Below are 21,950 nucleotides of genomic sequence, written 5' to 3'. Positions count from 1 at the left end.
CCGGGCATCAAGCCTGTCGCGCCAGCGTCTCCAGATACGCGACGCCATCGATCGCACGGCTGCCGTACCACGACACCCTCTCCCCATCGACCAGCAGCACCGGCAGGCCGAGCTGGCGCTCCAGCGCGTCGGCATGGTCCTCGGTGAAGCGATAGGGTTCGGTCGACAGCAGCACCAGGTCGAGCTCGCGCACCAGCGCCTCGCTCCAGCGAAAGCTCGGATAGCGCTGGCCCGGCGCATTGGGCCGTGCGCAATCGCCATCGATGCAGGCCTGCAGGGCTGCGCCAGCAGCATCGGCATCGGGCCAGGTCTGCCAGCCGATCATCGCGAGCATGCGGCTGATATAGGTGTCGCGCGACACCGTCATCCATGGGTCCTGCCAGATCGCGTACAGCACCTTGCGCGTCGGCCAGCTCCGCCCCTCGAGCCGGGACAGCGCCTGCTCCAGCCGCGCGCACAGCGCCTCGGCCTGCGCCTCGCGATCGAAGATGCCGCCCAGCAGCCGGTACAGGTCGAGGTTGTCGCGCGGCGCGCAGGGATGGGTCACGATCACGTTCGGCACGAAGCTGCGGATCTCGTCGACGGTCTCGCGCCGGTTCTCGTCGATGTTGACGACCACATGGGTCGGCGCCAGCGCGCGCAGCTTGTCCAGCTGCACGTCCTTGGTGCCGCCGACCTTGGCAACGCTGCGCACCTGCGGTTCGGGATGGATGCAGAAGCCGGTGCGCGCCACCAGCTGGCCGCCCAGCCCCAGCGAGAACAGCAGTTCGGTGACCGACGGCACCAGCGAGGCGATGCGCGCATCGGCAGCGGCGCGCGAGTGCGGCTGGCCCAGCGCGTCGTGCCACATCACGCGCTCCCGCTGCCGTCGCCGGCTTGGTCAGTGGAGCGCTCCGGCTGCCGCGGCTTGCGTGGCGCCCGCGCGAACAGCGCGTCGTACAGCCAGCGCGGCAGCACGTGCAGCACCGCCGCGACCACGCCCATCTGCCACGGCACGACGGCAAAGCGCCGGCCGGCGCCGATGGCGCGCACCGCCTTGCGCGCGAAGGCGTCGGCGTCCATCAGGAAGGGCATCGGGTAGGGATTGCGCGCGGTCATCGGCGTGCGGATATAGCCGGGCGCAATGGTGACCACGCGGATGCGGTGCGGCCGCTGTTCCAGCCGCAGGCTCTCGAGCAGCTTGATCACCGCCGACTTCGACGCGCTGTACGCACCGGCGCCGGGCAATCCGCGCACGCCGGCGACGCTGGCGATGCCGACCAGCGTGCCGCGCCACTCGCGGGCGCCGGCCTCGCGGGCCTGCATCGGCGCGAGGAACGGCTGAAAGGTGGTCAGCACGCCGAACCAGTTGGTGTCCATCACCGCGCGGAAGGCATCGAGGTCCTCGCGCTCGCTCGCCACCGTGCCGACCGATACGCCGGCATTGGCGATGACGATATCGGGGCAGCCGAAATGCTCGAGGAAGTCCTGCGCGGCGGCGAGCATCGCGTCGGCGTCGCGCACGTCCGCCGCATAGACGCGGGCGGCATTGGGATTGGGCAGGGTGGCGACGAACGCGCGCAGCGCATCGTCGCGGCGGCCGACCAGGCCGAGAATCGCGCCCTGCCGCGCATATTCGCGCGCCAGGGCCTGGCCGATTCCGCTCGATGCGCCGGTGAGGAAGACTTTGACGGGTCGCATCGGGCGGCGGGGAAGATCAGGACGAAGCGGAAAGGCGGTGCGCGCCGCTCAGCCGTTCGCCAACCGTTCGGTGGCGATCGGCCGCGCGGCGCGCCACCTCATCAGAGCTTCTTGTCGCGGACCTGGGTCACCAGGTAATCCATCGTCTGCAGGGCGGCGCTCTTGCTGCCCGCGATCGACGGCGAGGTCACGTACTTGCCCTGGACCACGATGGTCGGCACGCCGTCGATCTTGTAGGCGTCGGCGATCTTGTTGGCGCGCGTGGTGTTGGTCGACACCGAGAACGAGTTGTAGGCGTCCAGGAAGGCCTTGCGGTCGATGCCGTTCCTGGCCATCAGGTCGGCGATCTCGTTCGGATCGAGCAGGCGCTTGCGCTCGGCATGGATCGCGCTGAAGACCTTGCCGTGCATGGCGTCGAGCTTGCCCATCGATTCGAGCGCGTAGTAGATCCGCGTATGCGGCAGCAGGTCGTCGCGGAAGGCCACCGGCACGCGCTTGAAGACGACGTCCTTGCCCTGCTTCTTGGCCCAGCCTTCGAGCTCCGGCTCGAAGTCGTAGCAATGCGGGCAGCCGTACCAGAAGAACTCGGTGATTTCGATCTTGCCCGCGGTCACGGGCTGGGGCGCCTTCAGGACCTGATATTCCTTGCCTTCGGCCGGCGCGGCCTGGGCGGGCGATGCCATCATCAGTCCCGCGGCGGCGGCGAGCGTGGCGAACAAGGCGGCGATTTTCTTCATGGCGCGAGAGAAAAGAGAAACGGTCTGCGTATGACAGCGATGCGCCGCGCGGGTTCAGCCCGCGCCGGCGCCGCCGCCTCCTGGCTTACTGCTTGGTGAAGCGGATCACCGACGCCTCGAAACCGGCCGATTGCAGGCGGTCGCGCGCGCGGTTCATGTCCTCGATCTTGTTGTACGGGCCCAGCCGCACGCGGTACAGCTTGACGCCATTGACCTCGCGGTCGGTGACCTTGGCCTCGAAGCCCTGCATCGCCAGATTGGCCTTCTGGCGGTTGGCGTCGTCCTGCGAGCGGAAGGCGCCGACCTGCAGCAGATAGCCGACCTTGTTGGCGTCGGCCTGGGCGATCTCGGCGATCGGATCGGCCACCGGACGCTCGGCGGCTTTTTCCGCCGGCTTTTCGGCCGTCTTCGGCGCGGGCTTCACGGCCTCTTCCGGCGTCGGCGCCGGTTTGGCCGCGGGCGCGGCGGGGGCGGCCGGGTCGCGATGCGCCGGTTCCGCGGGCGGTCCGACCGGCTTGGGCGGGGTCTTGCTCCACAGCGGCTTGTTCGGGTCCGACGGCGGCTCCTGCACCGGCGACGGCAAGGTGCCCACCACGTTGCCGGATTCGGCCGGCTTCGGCGTGCCCTTGCGCTGGAACGGCGTCGGTGCCTTGGTGATATACAGCGCCACCACCACCGCGATGGCCAAGCCGATGATCAGGCCGAGCACCAGGCCGAGAAACGTACCCCCGCGCTGCTGGGCGCGGCTGGCCTTGCGCGGGGCACGCTTGCGTTGCTGTTGCATGGAGTCCTCTTGGATATTGCCGGAAGATTATAGAGCCAGTGCCTGGCACCACGGCCGGGCGGCCGGGCCGGCGCGGCCCGAATCGACGATGGGTGTCGACGGGCCGCGCCGCCGCCTCACATGCGCTGCGGCGCGGACACGCCGATCACCGCGAGGCCGTTGCGCAGCACCTGGCGCGTGGCGGCGAGCAGCGCGAGCCGCGCCAGCTTGACCGGCTCGTCGTCGACCAGCACGCGATCGGCGTTGTAGAAGGCATGAAAGTCGCCGGCCAGATCGCGCAGATAGAAGGCCACCGCATGCGGCGCCAGTTCGTTGGCGGCCTGCGCCAGCATCTCGGGGAACTCGGCCAGGCGCTGGCCCAGCGCCAGCGCCTGCGGGCTGGCCGCGGCACCGGTGACCGCGTCCAGATCGGCGCCGGCCAGCTCGGCCAGGCGCTGTTGCCAGCCCTCGCCGCCCCACGACTCGAAGATCGAGCAGATGCGGGCGTGCGCGTACTGGACGTAATACACCGGGTTCTCGTCGTTCTGCTTCAGCGCCAGGTCGACGTCGAACACGAACTCGGTATCGGCCTTGCGCGACAGCAGGAAGAAGCGCACTGCGTCGCGGCCGCGCGTGAAGTGCGCCGGCCAGTCCGCCACGCCCGCCTCCAGGCAGCCGCGGATGGTCTGGTCGCCGCCATTGCTCCATTCGATCAGGTCGCGCACCGTGACGTACGAACCGGCGCGCTTGGAGATCTTGACCTCCTCGCCGTTCTTCATCACGGTGACCATCTTGTGCAGCACGTAGTCGGGGTAGCCGACCGGGATGCCGATCTCCAGCCCCTGCAGGCCGGCCCGCACGCGCGCGATGGTGCCGTGGTGGTCGCTGCCCTGCACGTTGATGACCTTGTGGAAGCCGCGCTGCCACTTGGTGGTGTGATAGGCGACGTCCGGCACGAAGTAGGTGTAGCTGCCATCGCCCTTGCGCATCACCCGGTCCTTGTCGTCGCCGTCGTCGGTGGTGCGCAGCCACAGCGCGCCTTCGCTCTCGTAGGTCTTGCCCTTGGCGATCAGCGTCTGCACGGCTTCCTCGACCTTGCCGTCGGTGTACAGCGACGACTCCAGGTAGTAGCGGTCGAACTTGACGCCAAACGCCTGCAGGTCGATGTCCTGCTCGTTGCGCAGATAGGTGACGGCGAACTTGCGGATCGAATCGAGATCCTCGACGTCGCCCGAGGCGCTCACCGGCTCGCCGTCGGAAGCGCGCACGGTCTTGCGGGCGAGGAAATCGGCGGCGATGTCGGCGATGTAGTCGCCGTTGTAGGCGGCCTCGGGCCAGCCCGCCTCGCCCGGCTTCAGGCCGCGCGCGCGCGCCTGCACCGAGATCGCCAGGTTCTGGATCTGCACGCCGGCATCGTTGTAGTAGAACTCGCGATGGACCGCATAGCCCTGCCAGGACAGCAGGTTGGCGAGCGCGTCGCCGAGCGCCGCCTGGCGGCCGTGGCCCACGTGCAGCGGGCCGGTGGGATTGGCCGAGACGAACTCGACCAGCACCTGGCCGCGCGCGCCCTGCTGCTGGGCGCCATAGCCATCGCCTTGTTCCAGCACCGCGCGCAGCGTCTCGGCCTTGGCCGCGGGCGTCAGCCGCAGGTTGATGAAGCCGGGGCCGGCGATCTCCAGGCTGGCCACCAGCGAGGCGGTACGCGCATCGGCCTTGACCGCATCGACGATCTGCTGCGCCAGCTCGCGCGGATTGCGCTTGAGCGTGCGGGCCACCTGCATCGCCAGATTGCAGGCGAGATCGCCGTGGGCGGCCACCTTGGGCCGTTCGAAGGCGACGGCGGGCAGCACGGCATCGGCCGGCGCCAGCGCGCGTACCGCATCGGTGAACGCGGCGGCAAGTTTGGAGGTCTGAACAGGCAGCATGAATGTCTGGGCCCGCGCGCCACGTCCGGGACCGCGATGGCCTTGGCCATAGTGGCGGTGCCGTCACCGGCAGCGTAGCGATGCCGCAGCGCGGCACGGGCAATCGATTGCAGAACGCGGATTTTATCAGGTGCTATGCTGACATCATCCGCAGGAGCCAGTCGGCCGGCTCCCGGCACGCCGGACGGCTACCATTCCAACACGGCTGACAAGGAACCACCATGCTGATCACCTTCAAATCCCACGCGGCGCAAGACCTGATCATGATGAACGATCTCGCCGTCACCTTGCTCGGCATCATCGGCAAGCATGTCGGCGAGCGCGGGGTGATCACCAAGGAAGAACTCCCGCGTGCGATCCACCGGCTCGAGGCCGCCGTGATGCAGGCCAGGCAGTCCCCGGCGCAGAGCCAGCTGCCCGAAGACCAGCGCGGCAAGGGCAACGACTACGACGATGAGGAAGAGGAGCCGCTGCATCTGGGACAGCGCGCCTATCCCTTCCTCGACATGCTGCGCGCCTCCCAGCGCGAGGGCTGCGACGTGTTGTGGGGCGTCTGACCACGTCTCGTCCGCACTTCCCGCCCTGCCGTGCGGCGCCGGGCTTGTCCCGCGCCGACCGCAGGCGCTGACCACCGCTCCCGATCGCGCGCCGCTTGCAACCGGCGCTGCCCGTCTCGCCTGCGCCCCCCAAAAAAACAGCCCGGCCGCTGGGGGCGGACCGGGCATCGGACCAGGGGGGATCCGAAGGGGGGTACTGCGATATTGCGGCGTCGGGGGAGGCACCGCAATTCCTTGTCCGGCGCTGCCGATGACATCATCGGCAGCGCCGGCGACATTCTTGACGGCGGCATGCGCGCCGCCGTGGCCGGCCCGCTGGCCGACCGCCATGCGATGGCGCCTTGACCGCTATTCCTGGCTCAGCATGTCCGCCAGTTCGTCCGCATGCTCCTCCTCGACGGCGAGGATTTCCTCGAGGATGCGCCGGGTCGTCGGGTCGCGCTCGCCCATGTACTGGATCATCTCGCGATAGCTTTCGATCGCGATCCGTTCGGCGATCAGGTTCTCGCGGATCATGTCGGTCAGGCCGTTGGGCGCCACATATTCCGAATGGCTGCGCGCGGCCAGACCGTCGGGCGAGAAGTCCGGTTCGCCGCCCAGCTGCACGATGCGCGCCGCGATGCGGTCGGCATGCGCCTGCTCTTCATCGGCATGCACCTTGAACTCGGCCGCGATCGGCTCGGCGTGAATGCCCTTGGCCATGAAGTGGTGGCGCCGGTAGCGCAGCACGCAGACCAGCTCGGTGGCCAGCGCCTCGTTCAGCAGCTTGAGCACGGTGGCGCGGTCCGCGTCGTAGTTCTCGGTCACCGCGCCGTCCTCGATATGTTTGCGGGCGCGTGCGCGGATGGTGGCGACATCCGACAGAAAGCCCTGGGTCGGCCCCTTGCCGGCGGAGGTGGCATCGGTGCGGGAAGAGGCGTCGCCCGTGGTCTGGGTGTCCATGTATGCGGTTCTCCTGTCAGGGTTGCTTTGTGGGGTTGACGGCCGCAAGCCGAAGCTCGCGGCCCGAGGTTCGCTGCCTCAGTTGCCGTCGTAGTTGCCGTCCTCGCTGCGGCGGCGGCTGCTGCCGCCCACCAGCAGCAGGGCGGCGATCGCGCCGACGGCCGCGGCGATCGCGATGGCACGGAACGGCGACTCGGCGACGCGGTGCTGCACGCCCACGACCGCCTGGTCCACCCGTTCGCGCGCACGTCCGGCGCTCTGCACCGTGGCCTCGCGCGCCTGATCGGCCAGCATGCGCGCCCGCGTCTGCAGCCGGCGGCTGGCTTGCGCGGCCTCGGACGAGCCTTCGCGCGCCAGCACTTCAATGGTGTGTTCGAGGGCCGAGATCAGTCCCCTCACTTCGTCCACCACCGGCGAGGCCGCCTCGCGCGCGGCGCCGCTGGTATCGCGCGCGGCGTGGCGCAGCTGGCGCACCGTATCGCTGGCGCAATCGGCAAGATGGCGGACTTCCTTCTTCACCTTCGGATTGTGGGTCAGCATGGGACTCTCCTTAAGACGCGCGTCGGCCAACGCGCGGCGCGACGCGCCACGCTTGGCCGACGCAATGCAGGCGACCTGCCGCAGGGCCTGCCGACGATCATCGGGCCATCAGCGGCCCGTCATCGGCCTTTGCGGACCAGGCTCATGACGAAGGTCACCAGCGCCACTACCAGGAAGATGAAGAACAGGATCTTCGCGATCTCGACCGCGCCGGCAGCGATGCCGCCAAAGCCGAACACGGCGGCGACCAGGGCGATGATGAAAAAGACCAGTGCGTAGTAAAGCATGGTGAAACTCCCCTAGTTGAATCGAACTGCCTTAGCACAACAGCGCGCGCAAGCGCGAGCGGTGGATCGACCGGCAGGCCGTCATTTGACCGACTTGAAGATCGTTACCCCAAGCACCAGGAACAGCACGAACAGAATCAGGAACAGGAAGAACAGAACCTTGGCGATGCCCGCCGCGCCCGCCGCGATGCCGGTGAAACCGAGCAGCCCCGCGACGATGGAAATCACGGCAAAGATCAGCGCCCACTTCAGCATGGTATTTCTCCTGTTCTCGCGGCTCGGTGCTTCGGTGCGCCAGGCCATGAAAGCATGGTAGGAATCGCCACTTCGGCGAGGCACCGACCTTGCACCGATTCCCGTGTCGGCGGTTTCCTACAGGTCCGGCGCAGCGCCAGGTCTCTTGCGGGATACCGGTGCGCGAGGGCCTGCAACGAGCCGGTGGATCGGTTGACCGGGCGCAACCGTTGTGATTCCATCGGCGCAGTCACCGCGCGCGACCGCGAGCGCGCAATCCAGGAAATTCCATCATGTTGAAGCTATCGTCGTTGCGGTCCACCGTGCTGCTCGCGGGTGGCATCCTGCTCACGGTGGTCGTGCTGATCGCCTCGGAGGCCGGCAATATCCGGCTGCGCCAGGGGTATTCGCAAGTCATCCGCTCGCAGAACGTGCAGAGCGACATCAGCGCGCTGCTGGCCGAACTGGTCAACGCCGAGGCTGGCCAGCGCGGCTACCTGCTGACCGGCAAGGAAAGCTATCTGGAGCCGTACCATCGCGCGATTCCGCGCATCAACACGCTGATGAACGACATCCGCAACCGCTTCGCCGACGACCCCGAGGCGTTGAAGCAGTTCGGCGAGGCATCGCTGCTGATCAGCCGCAAGCTGACGGAAATGGAGCTGACGCTGATCTACGGCAAGCGCGATGTCGAGGTCGCGCTCGACCTGATCCGCACCGACTTCGGCAAGCAGACCATGGAGAAGGCGCGGCTCGGTCTGGAGACGCTGCGCGCGCGCTCGGCCGCATCGGTGTCGCGCAATCTCGAGAACGCCGACCGCGACATCAACCTGTCGCGCTACGGCATCGGCCTGCTGACGGCGATCAACATCGTGCTGCTGGTGATCGTCGGCTTCCAGCATTCGCGGCGGCTGGCGGTGTCCGAAGCCGCGCGCAGCGAGCTCGAAGAGGAGAGCGCACGGCTGGACCGCATGGTGCGCGCGCGCACGCGCCAGCTGTCGGCGCTCGCCTCTCACCTGCAGCGCGTCACCGAGGACGAGAAGACGCGGCTGGCGCGCGAGCTGCACGACGAGCTCGGCGCGATCCTGACGGCGACCAAGCTCGACATGCACTGGATCCGCCGGCGCCTGCAGAACGACTATCCGGAGATCCAGGAAAAGATCACGCGGGTGATGCTGCATGTCGACCAGGGCATCCAGATCAAGCGCCGCCTGATCGAGGACCTGCGCCCGACCGTGCTGCTGAACCTGGGCCTGAAGGAGGCGATCGCCCAGCTGGTCGAGGAGGTAGCCACGCGCAACCACTGGCAGACCGAGGTCGAGCTCGACCCGTCGGTGCCGCCGCTGCGCGACGCGGCCGCCATCGCGCTGTACCGCATCGTGCAGGAGTCGCTGACCAATGCGACCAAGTACGCCGAGGCGAGCCGCGTGTCGGTCGCGCTCACGCGCACCGACGATCATCTGCTGCTCAAGGTCAGCGACAACGGGCGCGGCCTGCCGGCCGATATCGAAACGCGCCGCACCTCCGGCCACCACGGCCTGCTCGGCATGGAGCAGCGCGTGATCGCGCTGGGCGGCACGCTGCAAATCGATTCCACGCCGGGCGCGGGCGTCACGGTCCGCGTCGAGGTGCCGCTGACCGACGCCGTGGTGGCGCCGCCGCCCGCGCTGGACGAGGGCGACGAGCCGCTGCCGCACCAGATGCCGATCGCCGGCCCCGGGCAGGCGGAATCGACGCCGGCGCAATCGACGCCGACGGAACCGACGCCGCCGCGCCCGGCCGCGAGCACGGGCACCGAGCCCACGCCGACCGCAGGCGCTGCCGGGGCGCCGCAGCACCGGCACGGCGCATAAAAAAAGGAGCCTGCAAAGGCTCCTTTTTCGATGGCTGCGCGCTGCGGCGCATTACATCTTGCGCTTGGTTTCCTCCGCCGCACCCTGTACCTTTTCGCCGCCCCTTTCGACGTCCTTGCCGGCGCCGGCAATGGTGTTGCAACCCGTAATCAGCGTGACACCGGCCAGTGCGAACAGCGCGATCAGCTTTTTCATGACGATCTCCTTTGCTTAGCTAGGGTGCGGCGCGTTGCCGCGACGGGAAAAAAGAGGCTGCCCAAGGATCGGTCGATGGAGCTCGGCACGAGTCGTCGTCGCCAGCCGCCAGCGCAAATCGTTCGTTCGAACTCAGGACGGTGCCTGCGCGTATTCCTCGATCACGCGGAACACCTGCTCGAGCTCGAGCGACTTGTCGAAAAAATAGTCGGCTCCCGCCTCGGCGCACTGACGCCGGTAGGTGGGTACCTGCGCATGATTGGTGTAGACGATCCGGATGCCGGGCGCCTGCGCCTTCTGGATCGCCCGCAGCACGTTGATACCGTTCCCCTGACGCAATTGCAGGTCGACGATGACGACCTCATACCTGCCGCTTTCGAACAGGCGGATGGCAGTGCTTTCGGTATCCGCCCAATCGACGGTCTCGACGAAGGAGAATGCGTTCAAGTACTCCAGCAACATGCTCCGCAGGACCGCCGAGTCCTCGATCAGTAAGACCCGCAGCGTACGGTAGGGAGTTGCCGCGGCTTGATCCAACATGGTTCGATGGTAGCAATGGGGCCAGGGGCCAGGTATCCGGGTCCGTCCTACAGCACCGCCGCCCGCCCCTTTTTTGCCGGGACCAACGGCGTGCCGCCTACTCGACCAGGCCGTTCTTGATCGCGTAATAGGTCAGATCGGCGTTGGTCTTCATACCCATCTTTTCCAGGATGCGCGAGCGGTAGGTGCTGACCGTCTTGACGCTCAGGAACAGCTCGTCGGCGATCACCGAAACGGACTGTCCGCGCGAGAGCTTGCAGAAGATCTGGAACTCCCGTTTGGACAGCGTCTGATGCAGCGGCTGGTCGGTCGGCTTCTCCAGCCCGCCGATCAGCAGCTCCGCCACGGTCGGACTGACATAGCGCCGGCCCTGCGCGACCGTGCGGATCGCCTTGACCAGATCGTCGGGCGCGCTTTCCTTGGTCAGATAGCCGGAGGCGCCGGCGCGGATCAGATTGATCGCGTACTGGTCCTCGGGATAGGTCGACAGGATCAACACCGGCAGATCGGGATGACGCTGCCGGATCAGCTTGAGCACGTCGATGCCGTTGCGGTCGGGCATCGAGATGTCGAGCACCACCACGTCGAACTCGGTTTCGCGCAGGCGCGCCATCACTTCGTCGCCGCTGGCGGCTTCGCCTTCGACGCGGATATCCGGCTCATCGGAAATGAACTGGCGCAGACCGGCTCGGACGATCTGGTGATCGTCGGCGATCAGAACGCGAATCATGAAATTCCCCCCTGCGATGGTATTGCCCGGACGCCGGGGCCCGGCTGTGTCTGGCCTGTTGCATTGTAGTCATTACAAAGCACCGGGAATGTCGGTGTCAGGCTGACAATGTGGCGCGCCGCTGGCATGGCGGAACAGGCGTCCTATGCCACGGCAAGCCGCAGCGCGACACGCCATGCCGAGCAGTGCATATTTTTCTACAAGGGCAGAGCGGAATCTAAAGCGCACGAATTATTCGATATCGCCCGCCCGTTCTGCGATGGCAATCTCGCCCCCTGCCGGAAGCACCGGCCGACCACTCCGATCGAGCATGCCAGTCCAGAACGTTTCCATTTCCGCGCCTTCGCCCCAACGCGCCGAACGTGTCCCTTTTCCCCGCCATGCGCGCGCAGGCGCGACGGTCCGGTGCAAGACCGTGCAGGACGTCAGCCGCCTCGATGCGACGGCAATGCGGGCGCTACGCCTCGGCGGCAGGCTGACGGTAGGCACACGAACCTTCAGCGTGGAACTGGCAGGCGCGCGAGGCAGGCCACAATACATTGTCCGTTTGCTGACGCCGGGCGGGCCCGGGCATCGAGCGCCGGCGCTGGCAACCGAGGAAGGGCGGCCTGCACTGGCCGATGCCCTGGCGAAGCGGCTCGCGAATCGTCACGCGCAACTGGCTGACCGCGCCCATCAGTTCGGGTGCGACACGAAGCTCGCCGACCTGTGCCGCGCTTTTGCGGTCAGCCCCGACCTCAATGTGCCGACATTCAAGGACTTCCTGGAGAAATGCGCAGACGGGACAAGGCTGCGCTATGACGGCCACGACTACGACGTGCATGTCGAGCCGGGCAGGCACGGCATGGCCGACGCCACTGCAATCCTGACTCCGGTCGGGCAGCGGGCCAGTCCCATGGCGCAGCTTGTGCAAGCTGTGCGCAATCTGTTTCGCCGAGCGTCGGCCCCGCTCCCGGTCGGATCGATCGAGCGCCTGCTGACCGGGGCTGTCCGCACCTATTACGCCGGCAACGGCGCATCGGGCGAACCGCCGTCCCCGGCCGCCAGCCGTACGCGGGTGAAGTCGGCACTGCAGGCCGCCCTGATTGCCAGGGTTTCCTTCGCCAACGCGGTACCCGATCTGCGCGATGCCGACTTGCGCGACGCGGATCTGACGGGGCTCGATTTGACCGGCGCGATCCTGCGGGGCGCCAATCTGCGTGGCGCGAAACTGACGAACGTGTCGCTGAAGTCGGCCGACCTGACCGGGGCAAATCTCGAGAACGCAGATCTTGCCAACGCCAAGCTGGCCAACGCCAGGTTCTGCAATGCCAACCTGACCGGCGCGTCCCTGTATCGCGCCTGGCTGTGGGGCGCCGATCTGTCGGATGCGAACATGGCCAACGCCAATTTGATGGACGCGGACGCGCGGGGCGCCCGTCTCCCGCGTGCGGACCTGTCCGGCGCCACGCTGTCATCTGCTCTCTTTTGCGAGGCCGAGATGACAGCGGCGGTGCTGAACCGCTGCCACGGAACCAAACCGCTCTTCGTTGGCGCGCAATTGCACAACGCGGATTTCACCTCCGCCCATTTGCCCGGCGCGTTTTTTTCCGGCGCGGACCTGACCGGTGCGTCCTTCGGAAACGCCACGCTTCATCGTGGGCAGTTCGACCGGGCCCAACTGGGTGGCGCCGATTTCAGGGGCGCGAACGTCGCCGGCGCGATCTTCGATCGCGTCGACGTCGGCGACGGCAAGTGTCTCGGCACGTTGGCGTTGCAGGCCGATGCGCGGTTCTCCATCGAGTTCGACGACGCCGATGCAGCGTTGGCGCAATTGAGGCGCGACGACGGACCGCTGCCCTATCTGCCCGATTCTCCTGGAGGCCGGCGAGTCATCCGCGACTATCTGCTGGCGCTCGCCAATGCCTGCGCAAGCTCGACGCAGCGGTGCGCGGCATTGCGCGACTGGCTGATGGAGCATCCGCAGTACGATGCCGAGCCGGTACTGCATATCGTGCTCCGCCCCTACCAGGAGGCGCGGCGCTCGAGCAACCACCGTTCTCTTGCGTGGCCGCAAGTCCGGCCGCTGCTGTCAGGGCTGATGCGCGACGCCATCGCCTCGCTGAAGGACGGCACCCAACCGGCTTGGGGACGCGATAACGCGGGCACGGTCATGCAGCTGATTTTCCTCGCAGAGCGGCCGGATGCCCCCTCGTCCGCGGCTCAATGGCTTGCACCGTTGCGGCAGGCATATCTCGCCACGTTGCCTGCCGCGCTGGTCCGGCAGGCGGCTGCGCTCGCCGAGCAGGACGACGAACCGTACTTTCCGGTAGTGGGCGATGCCGGCGACTATGCGTTGCTGATCTCGCCGCAGCACTACGCCCATCTGGTGCGCGGCGAGCCGCCGGCCGACAACCTTCCGCCTACGTCCTGGATGCAGATGTACCGATTGACTGCTGCTTCCCAGGCAGGCGCCGGCGAGCGCAACTATACGATCGATGGCATCAAGGAGATTGGTCGCGACCTGAAGCCGTGGCCGCTGCTCGCTCGCGCCTACCTCGCTTCGAACCAGGCGAAATGGCATGGCGAGCTTCTCGACGTGCTGCCGTTTGCCATTGACACGGATTACCGGGCCGATTTCGAGGCGGCCATCGTCGATGGCGTTGCCAGGCGTCGTCTGGTCGAACCGGAGCACCAGCTCGCGTTGGCAAATTGCGTGAGCGACGTGCTGACCGGCGACGGCGCGGACGTGCGGCTCACTGCCGAGCATCTGCGCGCGCTGCTGGCCATCATGCCCGGCCGTCAGGACGATGGCGCTTGCCAGGCGTACTTCCTGACATGCCTGGCCGCCGTGCTGGCTCGCCTGTCCTCCGAGAGATTCTTCGGGGAAAGCGGTCATAGTCCGTTTGCCTTGAGACGGTATGCGGCAGCGCTGCACCATGAGGCCCGGCATATCGCGCCCGGCGAGCAATTTGCCGGGCCGCGCGACTACACTGCCTTGCTTCTTGGCGATCAATGTACCGCGGTACTCTCGTCGCTGATGCTGTTGTCCTTGTCCGCCAATCGGAACGAGGACTTCCGCGCGATCTTCGATAGCGTCTGGCCATCGAAGTGGCACGTCCCGGCGCACTAGTTTCCGCGGACGTGCAGGCACGGGGCGGTCCCATGCCGGGCCGAACCGATCCGTCGGCGCCACGGCAAGCCCCCAACAAAAAAGGGACGGGAGCGTAAAGCCCTTCCGTCCCTTCGGCACGCGGCGGTTCGCCGCCGCGGCATGTACGCGCCCCGGCGGGCGCGCTCTTTCTCTTTACTGCACCTTGGCCGACGCGCCGGCGCCCACGGTCGCCGAGGTACCGCTGGTGACGCCGCCGACCAGACCGCCCACCTTGCCCGCGGTGCCGCTGACCGTGTCGCCGACCGCGCCCACGGTCTTGTCGGCGGTGCCTTCCACCGCGCCAACCGTGTCCTTCGCCTTGCTCTTGGTCTTGCCATGCGCGTCATGGGCCTTCGACTTGGCCTTGCTGCCCGAGGTGGCGGCACGCTCCTTCGCGCTCTTGCGGGTGTCGTCGATCTCGCCGGCCTTGTCGTTCAGGCCGGCCTTGACGCCGGTATCCATGTTCGCGCGGCTGCCTGCCACTTCAGCGCCGGCACCCACGCCGGCGTTGGCGCCGGCCGACGGAGCCGTTGCCGTCGGTGCCGTCAGCGAGCCGGCGGCACCGCCGGTCGCACCGGCTTGCGTACCTTGCGCCATGGCCAGCGACGAGGCGGCGGCGATCGACAGGGCGGACAGCGAGATCAGCAGTTTCTTCATGGAGTACTCCTTTCGATTGACTGGTGCGGCGAGCTTTCGCCGCGGGGGTTCGCCTGGAGAGCGAGACCTCAGTCTAGGGAGCACCCCACTGCGATGCTGTGAGGAGATGTAATGCGCTGTAAGGAGTCGTGAGCCGGCGCGTCCGCCGCGCAAGCTGTCGTGATGGGCCGTTTCGCCAGTCCCTTCAACGACTTGCGGCGGCGCGCCGCGCTCCCGCGGCAACGGGGGCGGCAGCGCGGTTTCGCATGCGGTTACAGGTTCGGCGCCAGCGCCCGCTCCATCGCGGCACGGTCTTCGTGCCGGCGCGCGACCATGTCTTCGAGCTGGTCCTGGCCGATCTTGCCGACGGAGAAGTAGGTGGCCTCGGGATGCGCCAGATAGAAGCCGCTGACCGAGGCGGCCGGCGTCATTGCCAGCGAATCGGTCAGGCCCATGCCGATCTCGCCGGCATCGAGCACCTGGAACATCGGTCCCTTGACGGTGTGTTCCGGGCAGGCGGGATAGCCGGGCGCGGGCCGGATGCCGCGATAGGCTTCCGCGATCAGCTGCTCGTTGTCGAGCGATTCGTCGGCGGCGTAGCCCCACAGGTCCTGGCGCACGCGCGCGTGCAGGCATTCGGCGAAGGCCTCGGCCAGACGATCGGCCAGCGCCTTCAGCATGATCGCGCTGTAGTCGTCGTGGTCGGCCTCGAACTGGGCCTCCTTCTTTTCGACGCCGATGCCGGCCGTCACCGCGAACAGGCCGACATAGTCGGCGATGCCGCTGTCCTTCGGCGCGACGAAATCGGCCAGGCACCGGTTCGGGCGGCGCACGCCGTCGATCACCGGACGTTCGCTCTGCTGGCGCAGGTTGTGCCACGTCAGCGCGACCTTGCTGCGGCTCTCGTCCGTGTAGATCTCGATGTCGTCGTCGTTGACGGTGTTGGCCGGCAGCAGCGCGATCACGCCGTTGGCGGTCAGCCAGCGTCCCTGGATCAGCCGCGCCAGCATCGCCTTGCCGTCGGAGAACACGCGGCGCGCCGATTCGCCGACGATCTCGTCGTTCAGGATCGCGGGGAATTTGCCGGCCAGGTCCCAGGTCTGGAAGAACGGCGCCCAGTCGATGTAGTTGGCCAGCTCGGCCAGATCGTAGTTGCGGAATACGCGCCGGCCGATGAATTTCGGCTTCGGCGGCACGTAGCTGCTCCAGTCGATCGGCGTCTTGTTCCTGCGCGCCTCGTCCAGCGTCACCATCGGCACGGCCTTCTTGTTGGCGTGCTGGGTGCGGATGCGCTCGTAGTCGGCGCGCAGCTCGTCCAGATAGCGCGTGGCGCCCTCGTCGGACAGCAGGCTCGAGGCCACGCTGACCGAGCGCGAGGCATCGGGAACGTAGACCACCGGCCCTTCGTAGTTCGGCGCGATCTTGACCGCGGTATGCACGCGCGAGGTGGTCGCCCCGCCGATCAGCAGCGGAATCTTCTTGACGCGGAAATAGTCGTCGCGCTGCATCTCCGAGGCGACGTAGGCCATCTCCTCGAGTGACGGCGTGATCAGGCCGGACAGCCCGATGATGTCGGCGCCTTCGACCTTCGCCTTGGCGAGGATCTCGTTGCACGGGACCATCACGCCCATGTTGACGACCTCGAAGTTGTTGCACTGGAGCACCACCGACACGATGTTCTTGCCGATGTCGTGCACATCGCCCTTGACCGTGGCGATCACGATCTTGCCGCGCGCGCGCACGTCGCCGCCGGCCTCGGCCAGCAGGCGCTTTTCCTCTTCGATGAAGGGCAGCAGATGGGCCACGGCCTGCTTCATCACGCGCGCGCTCTTGACCACCTGCGGCAGGAACATCTTGCCGGCGCCGAACAGGTCGCCGACGATGTTCATGCCGTCCATCAGCGGGCCCTCGATCACCTCGATCGGGCGGCCGCCGCGCGCAGCGATCTGCTGGCGGGCTTCCTCGGTGTCCTCGACGATGAAGGTGGTGATGCCGTGCACCAGCGCATGCGCGAGGCGGTCGGCCACCGGCACCGGCTTCTCCGGCGTGCCGCGCCATTCCAGGTTCTCTTCGCGCCTGGCGCCGCCGCCCTTGTAGCGGTCGGCGATCTCGAGCAGGCGGTCGGTCGCGTCGGCACGGCGGTTCAGCACCACGTCCTCGACCCGCTCGCGCAGCTCGGCGTCGAGCTGATCGTAGACGCCGAGCTGGCCGGCGTTGACGATGCCCATGTCCATGCCGGCGGCGATCGCGTGGTACAGGAACACCGTGTGGATCGCCTCGCGGACCACGTCGTTGCCGCGGAACGAGAACGAGACGTTCGATACCCCGCCGCTGACCTTGGCGTAGGGCAGGTTCTGCTTGATCCAGCGCGTTGCCTCGATGAAGTCGACCGCGTAGTTGTTGTGTTCCTCGATACCGGTCGCGACCGCGAAGATGTTCGGATCGAAGATGATGTCTTCGGGCGGGAAGCCGACTTCGTTGACCAGGATGTCGTAGCTGCGCTTGCAGATCTCGGTCTTGCGCTGGAACGTGTCCGCCTGGCCCTTCTCGTCGAAGGCCATCACCACCGCAGCAGCGCCGTAGCGGCGGATCAGCGCGGCGTGGTGGCGGAACTGCTCCTCGCCTTCCTTCAGCGAGATCGAGTTGACCACGGCCTTGCCCTGCACGCATTGCAGGCCGGCCTCGATCACCTCCCACTTGGACGAATCGATCATGATCGGCACGCGGGCGATATCGGGCTCGGACGCGATCAGATTCAGGAACCGCACCATCGCCGCCTTGGAGTCGAGCATCGCCTCGTCCATGTTGACGTCGATGATCTGCGCGCCGTTCTCGACCTGCTGGCGCGCGACCGCCAGCGCCTCGTCGAACTGGCCGTTCAGGATCATCCGGGCGAAGGCCTTGGAGCCGGTGACGTTGGTACGTTCCCCGACGTTGACGAACAGGCTGCCCTCGCCAAGCGTGAACGGCTCCAGGCCGGACAGGCGCATCGGACGAGCGGGACGGGTTTCGGTAGACATGGCGGACTCAGGTTCGGGATCGGATGCGCGGCGCGCCGGGGACGGACTCGTTCACGGCGCGCCGACAAGGCATGGGCTGACGGGAAGGGGCGGCGCGGTCGACCGGTCAGGCCGCGGCCGCCTCGTCGCGATACTGGCCGGGCCAGGCGCGCGGCTTGCGGCTGGCGACGCGTTGCGCGATCGCGGCGATATGTTCTGGCGTGGTGCCGCAGCAGCCGCCGACCAGATTGACGAGCCCCGACGCGGCGAACTCGTCGACCAGCGACGAAGTCACGTCGGGCGTTTCGTCGAAGCCGGTATCGCTCATCGGGTTCGGCAGCCCGGCGTTCGGATAGCACGAGATCGCGGTATCGCACAGCTTGGCCAGCTCGGCGATATAGGGCCGCATCAGCGCCGCGCCCAGCGCGCAGTTCAGGCCGAAGGTGATCGGGCGCGCGTGGCGCAGGCTGTTCCAGAAGGCCTCGACGGTCTGGCCCGACAGGATGCGGCCCGAGGCATCGGTGACGGTGCCCGAGATCATCACCGGCAGCCGTTCGCCGGTGTCCTCGAACAGCTGGTCGATGGCGAACAGCGCGGCCTTGGCGTTCAGCGTGTCGAAGATGGTCTCGACCAGAAACACGTCGGCGCCGCCTTCCAGCAAACCCTTGCCTTGCTCGTAATACGACTGGCGCAGCTCTTCGAAGCTGACGTTGCGCGCGCCGGGGTCGTTGACGTCCGGCGAGATGCTGGCGGTCTTCGGCGTGGGACCGAAGGCGCCTGCGACGAAGCGCGGCTTGTCGGGCGTGCTGTAGCGCTCGCAGGCCTCGCGCGCCAGGCGGGCGGCGGCTACGTTCATTTCGTAGGCCAGGTCCGCCATCTTGTAGTCCTCCTGCGCGACGCGGGTCGCACCGAAGGTATTGGTCTCGATGATGTCGGCGCCGGCGGCCAGGTACTGCTCGTGGATTTCGCGGATCACCGCCGGGCGGGTCAGCAGCAGCAGTTCGTTGTTGCCCTTGACGTCGACCGGATGCGCGGCGAAGCGCTCGCCACGGTATTCGGCCTCGCCCAGCTTGTAGCGCTGGATCATGGTGCCCATCGCGCCGTCCAGGATCAGGATGCGCTCGCGCAGCAGCCGCGGCAGCTGCGCGGCGCGGGTGTACGGGCGGGCCGGGGTGCCTGCATGCGGGCCCGGCGCGACGCCGGTCAATTCGGTAGATGCAGCGCTCATGGCTTCACTGGCCTCGGTGATGCTGGAAAAGTGGTCGATTTTATCAGTTACGGCACCTTGCCGCCCCGCCTTGCCCGCGCCTACACTCGGGCAGATCGACCACCACCCGACACCCGCGACACCGCATGCAACACCTTGCCCCGCGCGAGGCCCAGGCCCTGCTGGCCGAGCACCCCGACGCCCTGTTCATCGACTGCCGCAGCGAGATGGAATACCTGTTCGTCGGTCATCCGACCGGCGCCCTCAACGTGCCGTGGAACGACGGCCCGGACTGGGAGGTCAATCCGCACTTCGTGCAGTCGGTCAAGAAGCTGGCCGGACAGGCATCGGCGCGGCCCGTGCTGCTGATCTGCCGCAGCGGCAACCGCTCGACCGCGGCGGCGCAGGCGCTCGAGGGCGCGGGCTTCACCACGGTCTACAACGTGCTGCACGGCTTCGAGGGCGACCTCGACGCGCAGCGGCACCGCAATACGGTCAACGGGTGGCGCTTCGAAGGGCTGCCGTGGGAGCAGTACTGACGGTGCCAACGGTGCTGGCGGTGCCGACGGTGCCGACGTGGCCATCGGTCGCCAGCGCATAAAAAAACCCGCGCCGTGGCGCGGGTTCTTCTGCAGCGGGACGCCCCTGCGTCGGTCCGTCGTCAGTGCATCACCAGGGAGTGCGTCATCACCGTATCGAACTTGCCAAGAAATTCGTCCACCTCTTCCACGGACGGTTCGCTCTCGATCAGACGTTGCACATCGGCGCGGAAATGCTCGGCCATCTGGCCGCCAAGGAAGATCTCACGCTTCAGGTTCTTGTCGACGATCTCGTAACCGCCGGAGGCGAGGGTGGCATGCTCGACGTCGGCACCAAACTCCACGATGCAGTAGTTGTCGCTGTTATAAATCATTTGCATGGCGCACCTCCGGGCTATGGGACGGGCGAAAGGGTTGTTGATTGTTGCGTCAGCCGGTGGGAGCGCCGGCTTCCTTTCGCGATTTCACCTCCAAGCTGAGGGCATGAAGACACTTTTCAAGCGCATGCCCCGCTGGGCGCTGGCGTGGTGCCGGTTGCGATAGCGCCCGCTCATCCGGTTGGAGCCGGCCCGTCGGCGGCGGTTCGGTGCCGGGCTCGAAAAGAGGGTTTGTCCTACGAAGTCGGCGCGTTACGGTGTATCGCACTGCGCGCCGCAGGCTGCCTTGCACAGAAAAGCGTCGAGAACGGCATGAAATCGCTCGGGCTGCTCGATCGGCGGCAGATGCGCTGCATTCGGCACAATTTCGAGCTGTGAAGCCGGAATCGCATCTGCGATGGCCTTCGCCTCGCTGACCGGCGTGCCCTGATCCTGTTCGCCGACCACGACCAGCGTCGGGCAATGGATGCGCGCCAGCGCCTCGGCCTGATCGAAACCCAGGATGGCCAGGGCGGCGCCGACATAGCCCCGCACCGGGGTGGCCAGCACCATCGCGCGGATCCGCTCGACCTGGTCCGGATGCGCCGCCCGGTACGCCGGCGTCATCCAGCGCTGCAGCACGCCGTCTATCACGCCCGCCATGCCGTGCGCCTCGACCTGCCCGATCCGCTCATGCCACATCGGATGCGCGTGCTGCGGCGTGCGGCAGGTGGTATCGACCAGCGTCAGCGAGTGCAGGCGCTCGGGGTAGCGCACGCCCAGGGTCTGGCCGATCATGCCGCCCAGCGAGACGCCGACGAAGTGGGCCTGCGGCACATCGAGTCCGTCCATCAGGGCGACCACGTCGTCGGCCATGCGCAGCATCGAATACGGCCCGACCGGCGCGTCGCTGCGGCCGTGGCCGCGCAGGTCGTAGCGCAGCACGCGATAGCGCGGCGCCAGATGGGCCGCGGCCGCGTCCCACAGCGTGTGGTCCGCGGCCAGCGCGTGGGCCATCACGACCCACGGGCCTTCGGTGCCGTCGATGCGGGCGTGCAGCGTCACGTCGCCGACGATCACGCGGTGCGTCTCGGAAGCGGGCGGCTGGGCGGCAGGCCCGGGGCCCGCGGTCGTCGATCCCGGCGTCGATCCCGGCGTGGTGGCGGTCGTGGCGGTGGGCGGCAAGGTGTCGGTCATCGTGTCCTCCTGATTGGGTGGGTCGGCGGCGACGCATCGCGTTGGAGTGTAGCGGCGATCACGCCGTTTCGCTCCGATGGTTCAAGACTAGGGCCCGGCGCCGCGCAGCACCAGATCGATCTGCGTGCCGTCCGGTTCGGTCTGTCGCAGTTGGACCGGCATCCAGCCGACCGATTCCGCCAGCCAGACTTCGACCCGGCGCCGGTCGTCGGCTCGCCGCGGGAGGCGGATGAAGTGCTTGGCCCGGACGTACCCCGCGCCGGTCTCGATGTCCTGCTCGCCGACGTACTGCACGCGCATCGGCTCGACATCGCTGGTGTCGGCGACCTGGAAGGTTTCGGTGACGCCCGGCGCGGCGTAGCGCTGCGGATTGCCGCGCACCAGCCCGACCAGCTGCAGGAACACGCTGAAGCGGTCCTGCGCGCCGTCGGGCAGCGGCGCCTGGCCGCCGCCCGACTCGAAGACGACGGTGCCAGCCGCGCGATCGAAGCGCGTCACCTGGCTGCGCTTGCGGCGTTCCTCGACGTAGCGCTCGGGCGCCAGCCCTTGCTCGCCCAGCGCGCCGGTGCTGTGGAAGGCGAAGCGGAACCACAGCATCCGCGTTTCGACCGACAGCTGGTAGCGCCCGCCCTCGTGCTGCCAGCGGATGGTGCCGTCCGGGTTCTCGACCCCGTTGACGAAGCTGGCGTAGCGCAGCGTCGCCGACGGCGGCGCCGCGTAGCGCAGCGCGTCGGCGGAAGCCGGCGCCGGTGCAGACCCCGGGGCGTTGCCGCCGGCACCGCCGCCTGCGGCAACACTGCCCGTGCCGCCCGGCGAGGCAGCCAGCGGCGGCCCTTCGGTCGGCGCGGGTGGACCGGGCGCGGGTTCGGCAGCGGGTACGGGTTGCGGCGTGGCCGCGGG

At 67.7% G+C, this 21,950-nt stretch carries 22 protein-coding genes; 4 read left to right on the top strand and 18 right to left on the bottom strand.

The genetic code is table 11. From position 1 onward, the window contains the following. Positions 1 to 7: 7 nt before the first annotated feature. The 5 genes from J5T34_RS00110 to argS all read right to left on the bottom strand — a co-directional run bounded on the left by J5T34_RS00110 (position 8) and on the right by argS (position 5,105). Positions 8 to 850 carry a helical backbone metal receptor gene (locus J5T34_RS00110; RefSeq protein WP_208577257.1) on the bottom strand — a complete coding sequence of 281 codons (843 nt, stop codon included), beginning with the start codon at positions 848 to 850 and terminating at the stop codon, positions 8 to 10. Then, on the bottom strand, positions 850 to 1,680 hold the full coding sequence (locus J5T34_RS00105) for an SDR family oxidoreductase (protein ID WP_208577255.1): 831 nt from the start codon (positions 1,678 to 1,680) through the stop codon (positions 850 to 852). The genes J5T34_RS00110 and J5T34_RS00105 overlap by 1 nt, the downstream gene beginning before the upstream one ends. A 101-nt stretch (positions 1,681 to 1,781) precedes the next feature. Next, on the bottom strand, positions 1,782 to 2,417 hold the full coding sequence (locus J5T34_RS00100; RefSeq protein ID WP_174109003.1) for a thiol:disulfide interchange protein DsbA/DsbL: 636 nt from the start codon (positions 2,415 to 2,417) through the stop codon (positions 1,782 to 1,784). A gap of 85 nt (positions 2,418 to 2,502) precedes the next feature. Continuing rightward, the gene (locus J5T34_RS00095; protein ID WP_208577253.1) at positions 2,503 to 3,201 is read right to left on the bottom strand and encodes an SPOR domain-containing protein; all 699 of its coding nucleotides are present in this window, start codon (positions 3,199 to 3,201) and stop codon (positions 2,503 to 2,505) included. Between the two features lie 116 nt (positions 3,202 to 3,317). Then, on the bottom strand, positions 3,318 to 5,105 hold the full coding sequence (gene argS / locus J5T34_RS00090) for an arginine--tRNA ligase (protein ID WP_208577251.1): 1,788 nt from the start codon (positions 5,103 to 5,105) through the stop codon (positions 3,318 to 3,320). Between the two features lie 221 nt (positions 5,106 to 5,326). Between argS and J5T34_RS00085 the strand changes: the two genes are divergently transcribed. Next, positions 5,327 to 5,662 carry a DUF1840 domain-containing protein gene (locus tag J5T34_RS00085; protein ID WP_208577249.1) on the top strand — a complete coding sequence of 112 codons (336 nt, stop codon included), beginning with the start codon at positions 5,327 to 5,329 and terminating at the stop codon, positions 5,660 to 5,662. A 348-nt stretch (positions 5,663 to 6,010) separates the two neighbouring features. On the opposite strand, the gene J5T34_RS00080 is transcribed toward J5T34_RS00085, so the two are convergent. The 4 genes from J5T34_RS00080 to J5T34_RS00065 form a co-directional block, all read right to left on the bottom strand. Then, on the bottom strand, positions 6,011 to 6,604 hold the full coding sequence (locus J5T34_RS00080) for a ferritin-like domain-containing protein (protein WP_244258599.1): 594 nt from the start codon (positions 6,602 to 6,604) through the stop codon (positions 6,011 to 6,013). 78 nt (positions 6,605 to 6,682) lie between these two features. After that, positions 6,683 to 7,144, bottom strand: a complete 462-nt coding sequence (locus J5T34_RS00075; protein ID WP_208577247.1) for a glycine zipper domain-containing protein — start codon at positions 7,142 to 7,144, stop codon at positions 6,683 to 6,685. A 119-nt stretch (positions 7,145 to 7,263) separates the two neighbouring features. After that, the gene (locus J5T34_RS00070; RefSeq protein ID WP_006579618.1) at positions 7,264 to 7,431 is read right to left on the bottom strand and encodes a DUF1328 domain-containing protein; all 168 of its coding nucleotides are present in this window, start codon (positions 7,429 to 7,431) and stop codon (positions 7,264 to 7,266) included. Positions 7,432 to 7,512: 81 nt separating this feature from the next. Next, positions 7,513 to 7,686 (bottom strand): DUF1328 family protein, encoded by a 174-nt coding sequence (locus tag J5T34_RS00065; RefSeq protein ID WP_006579617.1) that lies wholly within the window; start codon positions 7,684 to 7,686, stop codon positions 7,513 to 7,515. Between the two features lie 272 nt (positions 7,687 to 7,958). On the opposite strand from J5T34_RS00065, the gene J5T34_RS00060 reads away from it, so the two are divergent. Further along, positions 7,959 to 9,518, top strand: a complete 1,560-nt coding sequence (locus J5T34_RS00060; RefSeq protein WP_208577245.1) for a CHASE3 domain-containing protein — start codon at positions 7,959 to 7,961, stop codon at positions 9,516 to 9,518. Positions 9,519 to 9,569: 51 nt separating this feature from the next. Here J5T34_RS00060 and J5T34_RS00055 read toward each other — a convergent pair whose 3' ends face one another. From J5T34_RS00055 to J5T34_RS00045, 3 genes are all read right to left on the bottom strand, one after another. Beyond that, positions 9,570 to 9,713 (bottom strand): entericidin A/B family lipoprotein, encoded by a 144-nt coding sequence (locus J5T34_RS00055; RefSeq protein WP_149317310.1) that lies wholly within the window; start codon positions 9,711 to 9,713, stop codon positions 9,570 to 9,572. Positions 9,714 to 9,845: 132 nt separating this feature from the next. Beyond that, the gene (locus J5T34_RS00050; protein WP_023263511.1) at positions 9,846 to 10,253 is read right to left on the bottom strand and encodes a response regulator; all 408 of its coding nucleotides are present in this window, start codon (positions 10,251 to 10,253) and stop codon (positions 9,846 to 9,848) included. A gap of 97 nt (positions 10,254 to 10,350) precedes the next feature. Then, a complete protein-coding gene (locus J5T34_RS00045) occupies positions 10,351 to 10,983 on the bottom strand; it encodes a response regulator (protein WP_006579377.1) in 633 nt (210 codons plus the stop codon). Positions 10,984 to 11,293: 310 nt separating this feature from the next. On the opposite strand from J5T34_RS00045, the gene J5T34_RS00040 reads away from it, so the two are divergent. Beyond that, positions 11,294 to 14,095, top strand: coding sequence for a pentapeptide repeat-containing protein (locus J5T34_RS00040; RefSeq protein WP_208577243.1), 2,802 nt, complete (start codon positions 11,294 to 11,296; stop codon positions 14,093 to 14,095). 174 nt (positions 14,096 to 14,269) lie between these two features. Here the strand turns inward: J5T34_RS00040 and J5T34_RS00035 are convergent, their stop codons facing one another. The 3 genes from J5T34_RS00035 to J5T34_RS00025 form a co-directional block, all read right to left on the bottom strand. After that, positions 14,270 to 14,773 (bottom strand): hypothetical protein, encoded by a 504-nt coding sequence (locus J5T34_RS00035; protein WP_208577351.1) that lies wholly within the window; start codon positions 14,771 to 14,773, stop codon positions 14,270 to 14,272. Between the two features lie 251 nt (positions 14,774 to 15,024). Then, positions 15,025 to 17,772, bottom strand: coding sequence for a methionine synthase (gene metH, locus J5T34_RS00030; RefSeq protein ID WP_208577241.1), 2,748 nt, complete (start codon positions 17,770 to 17,772; stop codon positions 15,025 to 15,027). 106 nt (positions 17,773 to 17,878) lie between these two features. After that, entirely contained in the window at positions 17,879 to 18,979 is a 1,101-nt protein-coding gene (locus J5T34_RS00025) for a homocysteine S-methyltransferase family protein (protein ID WP_244258598.1), read from the bottom strand. Between the two features lie 125 nt (positions 18,980 to 19,104). Here J5T34_RS00025 and J5T34_RS00020 point away from each other — a divergent pair, with 125 nt between their 5' ends. Continuing rightward, positions 19,105 to 19,497, top strand: a complete 393-nt coding sequence (locus J5T34_RS00020) for a rhodanese-like domain-containing protein (RefSeq protein ID WP_208577232.1) — start codon at positions 19,105 to 19,107, stop codon at positions 19,495 to 19,497. Positions 19,498 to 19,619: 122 nt separating this feature from the next. On the opposite strand, the gene J5T34_RS00015 is transcribed toward J5T34_RS00020, so the two are convergent. The 3 genes from J5T34_RS00015 to J5T34_RS00005 form a co-directional block, all read right to left on the bottom strand. Then, positions 19,620 to 19,877 carry a BTH_I0359 family protein gene (locus tag J5T34_RS00015; protein WP_208577230.1) on the bottom strand — a complete coding sequence of 86 codons (258 nt, stop codon included), beginning with the start codon at positions 19,875 to 19,877 and terminating at the stop codon, positions 19,620 to 19,622. Positions 19,878 to 20,126: 249 nt separating this feature from the next. Next, a complete protein-coding gene (pcaD, locus tag J5T34_RS00010) occupies positions 20,127 to 20,933 on the bottom strand; it encodes a 3-oxoadipate enol-lactonase (RefSeq protein ID WP_347880620.1) in 807 nt (268 codons plus the stop codon). A 204-nt stretch (positions 20,934 to 21,137) separates the two neighbouring features. Beyond that, a partial coding sequence (locus J5T34_RS00005; protein ID WP_244258596.1) for a DUF3108 domain-containing protein occupies positions 21,138 to 21,950 on the bottom strand: 813 nt, incomplete at its 5' end.

It is taken from the genome of Cupriavidus gilardii (assembly GCF_017598945.1).
Classification (GTDB): Bacteria; Pseudomonadota; Gammaproteobacteria; order Burkholderiales; family Burkholderiaceae; genus Cupriavidus; species Cupriavidus gilardii_E.
This window is presented reverse-complemented; position numbering and strand designations above follow the sequence as displayed.